This is a genomic window from Umezawaea sp. (genome assembly GCF_057122925.1).
Genome location: NZ_DBNGPQ010000175.1, coordinates 23,465 through 29,808 on the forward strand (window position 1 = coordinate 23,465; position 6,344 = coordinate 29,808).

The 6,344-nt window shown below is 71.1% G+C and carries 6 protein-coding genes; 1 reads left to right on the forward strand and 5 read right to left on the reverse strand.

Annotated elements, in window-relative coordinates; translation table 11 throughout:
• Positions 1–729, forward strand: a complete 729-nt coding sequence (locus AC156L_RS38865; RefSeq protein ID WP_330876107.1) for a class I SAM-dependent methyltransferase — start codon at positions 1–3, stop codon at positions 727–729.
• Here AC156L_RS38865 and pgfA read toward each other — a convergent pair.
• The 5 genes from pgfA to AC156L_RS38890 all read right to left on the reverse strand — a co-directional run bounded on the left by pgfA (position 726) and on the right by AC156L_RS38890 (position 6,273).
• Positions 726–1,712, reverse strand: a complete 987-nt coding sequence (gene pgfA / locus AC156L_RS38870) for a cell envelope lipid trafficking protein PgfA (protein ID WP_330876108.1) — start codon at positions 1,710–1,712, stop codon at positions 726–728. The two genes, AC156L_RS38865 and pgfA, sit on opposite strands and share 4 nt — an antisense overlap.
• The gene (locus AC156L_RS38875; RefSeq protein ID WP_330876109.1) at positions 1,709–2,875 is read right to left on the reverse strand and encodes a glycosyltransferase family 4 protein; all 1,167 of its coding nucleotides are present in this window, start codon (positions 2,873–2,875) and stop codon (positions 1,709–1,711) included. The genes pgfA and AC156L_RS38875 overlap by 4 nt, the downstream gene beginning before the upstream one ends.
• Complete coding sequence (locus tag AC156L_RS38880) at positions 2,876–3,631, reverse strand: glycosyltransferase (protein ID WP_330876110.1); 756 nt, start codon at positions 3,629–3,631, stop codon at positions 2,876–2,878.
• Between the two features lie 841 nt (positions 3,632–4,472).
• Entirely contained in the window at positions 4,473–5,597 is a 1,125-nt protein-coding gene (locus AC156L_RS38885; protein WP_330876111.1) for a sensor histidine kinase, read from the reverse strand.
• A complete protein-coding gene (locus tag AC156L_RS38890; RefSeq protein WP_330876113.1) occupies positions 5,590–6,273 on the reverse strand; it encodes a response regulator transcription factor in 684 nt (227 codons plus the stop codon). Before AC156L_RS38890 ends, AC156L_RS38885 begins: the two co-directional genes overlap by 8 nt.
• Between the last annotated feature and the right edge of the window lie 71 nt (positions 6,274–6,344).

Consider the following 6,344-nt stretch of genomic DNA (forward strand, 5'->3'; position numbering starts at 1 on the left):
GTGCCGAGCCGAGCGACGCTGGACCGGTCAGTCCGCCTGTTCAAGGCCTTCCGCGACGAGCAGACCGACCGGGACGCCTTCTACCGGCTGCTGGCCGCCGATTCCGCCGGGCAGCTCGCCGGGTTCACGCCCCTCTCGGGCCGCAGCCTGCTCGACGTCGGCGGTGGCCCCGGCTACTTCGCCGACGCGTTCCGCGCGGCGGGCGCCCACTACGTCGGCCTCGACCCGGACGTCGGCGAGCTGTCGGCCCGCGGCGCGCACTCCGAGGGCATGATCCGGGCCAGCGGCACACGACTGCCCGTTCGAACGTCCTCTGTGGACATCTGCTACTCGTCGAACGTGCTGGAGCACGTGGACGAACCCCGCGCGATGCTCGACGAGATGGTGCGCGTGACGAAGCCCGGCGGGACGGTGTTCCTGTCGTTCACGCCGTGGTACTCCCCGTGGGGCGGCCACGAAACCTCGCCGTGGCACTACCTCGGCGGCCACCGCGCCCGCCGCAGGTTCCTGGCCCGCAACGGCCGCGAGCCCAAGAACCGGTACGGCGAGAGCCTCTTCGCGGTGTCCGTCGGCTCGGCGCTGCGCTGGGCGCGCACCCACCCGGACGCGCGCCTGGAACGCGCACTCCCCCGGTACCACCCGTGGTGGGCGACCTGGGTCGTGCGCGTTCCCGTGGTCCGCGAGGTCGTGTCCTGGAACCTCGTCCTGGTGCTGCGGAAGAACGCCTAGTGCCGTGACCGGCGGCCGACGAGCGTCAGCGCGGCGGCGGCGGCCAGCAGGACGCCTCCCGCGATCCACAGGACCACCGGAAGACCGGTCAGCAGCCACAACCGCGACTTGTTCGCCTCGGCCGCCCGCACGTTGGCGTCGACCGTCTTCTGGTTCAGCTCCAGCGTTCCGTCGAACACGGTGGTGCCGCGACCCGCGCCCTGGTCCGGACCGCGCAGCTCCTGCTTCACCGACTGGCGCACCTTGATCAGCGCGCCGGTGTCCGGCTCGATCCACATCGTCTTGTCCACCTGGTAGTGCAGCCGGACCGCGACCGTCGCGTCGGGCTTGCCGACCAGCGAGCCCGGCACCTGCCTGCCGTCGATGTCGGTGGGCGGTACCGACACCGTGAACCGGTACACCGGCAGGCCCTGCACCTGGTCCTCGCCGTCGAACGTGGCGTCGACCTGCTTGCCGACCCCCGTGTCGTACCAGGGGTAGGTCCGCTTCTCGGTCTGGAACGGGAACTTGAAGTTCAGACCGGGGAACTGCGGCTGGCCGCGGGTGCCTGGCACCTTCGTGTCCTTGCCCGCCTCCTTGGTCTTCTGGACGTACTGCGTGGTGCAGGGCGCGACGGCCTCCGCGGAGTACCGGTCCAGGCAGAGTTCGCGCACGCTCGCGCTGAGCGTGAGCCCGTCCCGGTCCTCGGTGATGCGGGTGGCCTCCACCCACGAGGTCACCCGGCTGTCCGCCTTGACCTCCGGTGCCCGCATGTCTCCGGAGACGAACGTGCTCGACGTGAGGCTGAGGTTCCGGCGGATCTCCGGCTGCGTCGGGGCCCCGTTCTTCTCCACGTAGACGAGCGCGGTGATGCCGCTGCCCTGGGCCACCGCGGACGTCTTGGGGTCGTGCGGGATCTTGGCGAGCGCCGGATAGGCGTAGAACCGCAGCAACAGCCCGGTCGCGATCGCGAACACGCCGAGTCCGAGCAAGACTAAGGTCACAACGCGTCGCAAAGGTCCTCCTCAGGAGCGGGGCCACCGACGCGGCCCGCGGTTGTACTGTCGAGCAGCCCGGACACCGCGGAGACGAACATCCGCCCGCTGGTGGTCCAGTCGAAACGGGCGGCCCACGCCCGGCACGCGTCGGCCACGGCCTCGGCGTCGTCGGGCCGCGCCAGCAGCGAGAGCGCGTCGTGGACGGCACCGCCGACGTCCCCGCCCTCCGGCACCAGCCAGCCGGTCTCGTCGTGCCGCACCGAGTCCCGCAGGCCGTCGACCTCGCGGCACACGGTCGGGACGCCGTGCGCGGCGGCCTCGACCACCGCCAGTCCCCAGCCCTCGCCGTCCGACAGGGTGACGTTCAGCCAGGACTCCCGCAGCAGGGCGCTCTTCGTCGAGTCGTCGACGTAGCCGTGCACCACGACGGCGTCCCCGAACGGCTCGGCGGCCCGGCGCAGCGCGGCCTCCTCCGGCCCCCGGCCGATCACGTGCAGGCGCAGTCCGGGCCAGCGTCCGCGCAGCGCGCCGACGATCCCGATCAGCCGGTCGACCCGCTTGTGCGCGACGAGCCTGCCCAGGCACACCAGCGACGGCTGTTCGGAGCGCGTGCCGTCCACGGGCGGCGGCCGGTCGAGGCCGTTGGGCACCACGAAGATCCGGCCGCGCCAGGCGAGGCGCTCGCGCATCGCCCGCACGGTCGACCGCGACACCGCGACCGTGACCGCGCGGCGGTAGACCCGGCGCGCGGCCGGACCCTCCAGCCAGCACCCGATCCTGGCCAGCCACGGCGGGAAGTGCACGGCGAACTGGGCGTCGTGCACGTGGTGCACCACCAGCACGACCTTCGTCCACCTGGCGACCACCAGGGGGCTGAAGAAGGGGATCCCGTTCTGGCAGTCGATCACCAGGTCGACGCTGCTCCGGTTGCGCAGCAACCAGAGCAGCGCCCAGAAGTAGACCGTCCACCGGCCGCCGCGGCGCACGGTCGCACCGTCGCCCCGGTCCTGCCCCTCACCCCTGGCGGTGAGGAAGGTGACCTGCGCGCCCGCCGCGGTCATCGCGTCCGCCATCCGGGCGGCGTACTCCTCGGCGCCACCGGCGAGCGGGTGCCCCCGGTCGCGCCAGTTCACCACTACCACCCGCGCACCGTTGAGCGGTGGTCGCACTCAGGCCACCTCCGCCACGGGTGTCATGACCGGCACGGCGGCGCGGGGCTTCTCCGCGCCGAGGATCGCCCGGATCCTGGCGAGCGCGGCGAAGCTGCGGTAGCCGTCCCGCATCGGGCGGAACGTGGAGCCCGGCACGTCGGTCCAGCTCACCGGCAGCTCGACGATCATCGCGCCGATCCGCTGCGCCCTGGCGAGCAGTTCGACGTCGAAGGCCCACCCCGGCGTGCGCAGCGGCTGGAAGATCGCGTCGGCGGTGCACCGGTCGAAGAACTTGTAGCCGCACTGGGTATCGCCGACGCCCGGCACGATCGAGCCCGCCGCGTGGCGGAAGGCCCACGCGCCCGCCTGGCGGATCTGGGTGTGCCTCGCCCGCACGATCGAGTTCGGGTGCGCCCGCGACCCGACGACCACGTTCACGCCGGTGCGCAGGAACCGCAGCGTCGGCACCAGCGCCGCCATGTCGGTCGCCAGGTCCGCGTCGCAGAAGCCGACGTAGCGGCTGTCGGTCCGCAGCACCCCGGTCCGGACCGCGGCGCCCTTCCCCGGCTGGTCGCACCGGATCAGCCGCACCGGGACCGGTCCGGACCGGTGCCCGCGGGCGACCTCGCCGCTGCGGTCGGTGCTGGTGTTGTCGACCACGACGACCTCGCACGGCTCGCGGGTGGCGGCGAGCGCCGTCGTGAGCGCGGCCAGCGTGGTCGACAGGCGCGACTCCTCGTTGCGCACGGGCACGACGACGGAAAGCAGGGTCATGGGTTCGCCGCCGGTGTTCCGGGCGTGCAGAACCCAGCACGGTGTCGCAAGAGTCCTCCCATGACGTGACGCAGGTCTCAGGGCGGCGAAAGTTACCCAACGGTAGTTCCCCGGAAATAAAAGGTCAGTGTGATATACGTCACATCGCTTGTCCAAGCAACGCCCGCCTTCGAACTTTGTGCCGTTCAGAGCCCGAATTTGCGCTGGACGGGCTAATCAGCATGGCGATGACCAGACGGCGATCGATCTACTGAACAAAGATCCGGTGAAAGCCACCCGTTCGCTGGACAAGAGCATCGCCAGCAGACGAAGAACGCAGGTCACATCATCTGAATGGATCTACCACTAGGACGAACACCCTGGTCAGGCGCTCGCGATACCACACGTCCGCGCGATTGACGGCGATCCACCAGGCGTCGATCGCATATCGGTTCGCCCGAGAACGGCCCACATTCAAATAGGTAACGGATCGATCCCGTTCCGTAATAAAACCTAGATAGCGCGTTGTTTCAAGACCAATCCGATACTGCCCTTACTCGTAATCATGCCGTTCCCAGAGCCTCGACCTGCCGCGTGACATGGGCAAACACGCTTTTTCAGCCAGGTCGCACCCGCCTGACACGTCGACATCTCCGCAGGTCAGCGTCATGACGAGCAGTTCGGGCGATCGGGCGCCCTCCGGGAATGCCAAAGGTGACCACCCGGTCTATTCGACGCCATCAGTCCCGTCCACCAAAACCGGATCCGGCGGATGTCCGGACGGAATATCCAACCCTGACCGCCACGTCCCGCGATTCTTGCGCGACGACTCGCTGACGGCCCGCGCACCCGACCACCGGCCTCATCCGCGGTGCCAGGGGTCGGCGGTGGGACCGCCGTGGGGCAGCCGGAGACCGGGGAGCCGGATCGTGACGAGGAGACCGCCGGTGGGGCGGGCCGCCAGGGTGAGGGTGCCGTCGTGGGCGCGGACGACGCTGTGCACGATGGCCAGCCCGAGGCCGACGCCCCCGTGCTCGTCGGTGCGCGCGCGCTCCGCCCCGCGCTGGAACGGTTCGGTGAGGGTCGGCACCAGGTCCGGTGCGAGCGGGAGGCCGGTGTTCTCGACCCGCACCACGCTCGCGCCGTGCCGCGACTCGGTGTGGACCACGACGGTGCCGCCCTCGGGGAGGTTGTGGACGACGGCGTTCTGGACGAGGTTCGTCATCATCCGCAGCACCAGCGCCGCCGAGCCCGCGGTCCGCGTCGTCCCGCCGGTGACCTCCAGGGTGATCCCGCGCCGTTCGGCGAGCGGGAGCAGCGTCTCGGCGACCTCCTCCGCGATCAGGGAGAGGTCGACGGGTTCGCGGGTGAACCCGCCGCGGTCGGCGCGGCTGAGCAGCAGGAGGGCCTCGGTGAGGTCGATCGCCCGCGTGGTGACGGTGTGCAGGCGCTCGACGAGTTCCGCCCGGTCCACCTCGGGGTCGCCGCGGGCGACGTCGAGGAGCGCCTTCGAGATCGCCAGCGGGGTGCGCAGCTCGTGGGACGCGTTGGCCGCGAACCTCCGCTGTTCGGCCACGTGGGCTTCGAGGCGCGCGAGCATGGCGTCGAAGGCGTCGGCGAGTTCGCGGAACTCGTCACCCGGGCCGGGCAGCCGGATCCGGTGGGAGAGCGACCCGGTCCCGGCCAGGCGGGCGGCCTCGGTGACGCGGGTCAGGGGGGCGAGCATCCGTCCCGCGAGGACCCACCCTCCCACGAGGCCGAACACGAGCAGGGCCGCCATGGCGAAGGCCAGGAACGGCAGGAAGGCGCGGACGATCGAGGTGCGGTTGATCATGAAACTGCCGGTGGAGTAGATCGCGTCGGCGGGCAGGCCGCCGAAGTAGAAGACGCCCGCGACGGCGAGCAGCAGGGTGACCGCGAGCATGAGGAACCCGGCGTAGCTGAGGGTCAGCTTGAGGCGGACGCTCAGACCGGGTTCCCTATCCACCGCCCGCTCCCCCGCGCCCGGTGTCGATGCGGTAGCCGACGCCGGTCACGGTCGCGATGATCCAGGGTTCGCCGAGGCGCTTGCGCAGCGCCGAGACGGTGATGCGCACGGCGTTGGTGAACGGGTCGGCGTTCTCGTCCCAGGCCCGCTCCAGCAGTTCCTCGGCGCTGACGACACCGCCCTCGGCGGCGACGAGGACTTCGAGGACGGCGAACTGCTTGCGGGTGAGCGCGACGTACTGGCCGTCGCGGTAGACCTCGCGGCGGAACGGGTCGACCCGCAGGCCCGCGATCTCCCGCACGGGTGGCCTGCTGTGGCCGCGCCTGCGGTCGAGGGCCCTCAGCCTGAGCACGAGTTCGCGGAGGTCGAAGGGCTTGGTGAGGTAGTCGTCGGCACCGAGTTCGAACCCGGACGCCTTGTCGTCGATCCGGTCGGCGGCGGTGAGCATGAGGATCGGGATGCCGCTGCCGGACGCGACGATGCGCCGGGCGACCTCGTCGCCGGAGGGGCCGGGGATGTCGCGGTCGAGGACCGCGAGGTCGTAGGAGTTGACGCTGAGCAGCGCCAGGGCGGCCTCGCCGTCGCCCGCGACGTCGGCGGCCATCGCCTCCAGCCGAAGACCGTCACGGACGGCTTCGGCCAGGTAGGGCTCGTCCTCCACGATCAGCACCCGCACGGGCGGATCCTAGGGAGGGCGGCGTATCGCGCGCATATGCGAGCCGGGTCGGGGGTCGTGGACCGGTCCGG

Bases quoted from the DNA above. Each gene is read 5' to 3' on its own strand.
- AC156L_RS38880 (WP_330876110.1), bottom strand. From the start codon at position 3,631: ATGACCCTGCTTTCCGTCGTCGTGCCCGTGCGCAACGAGGAGTCGCGC.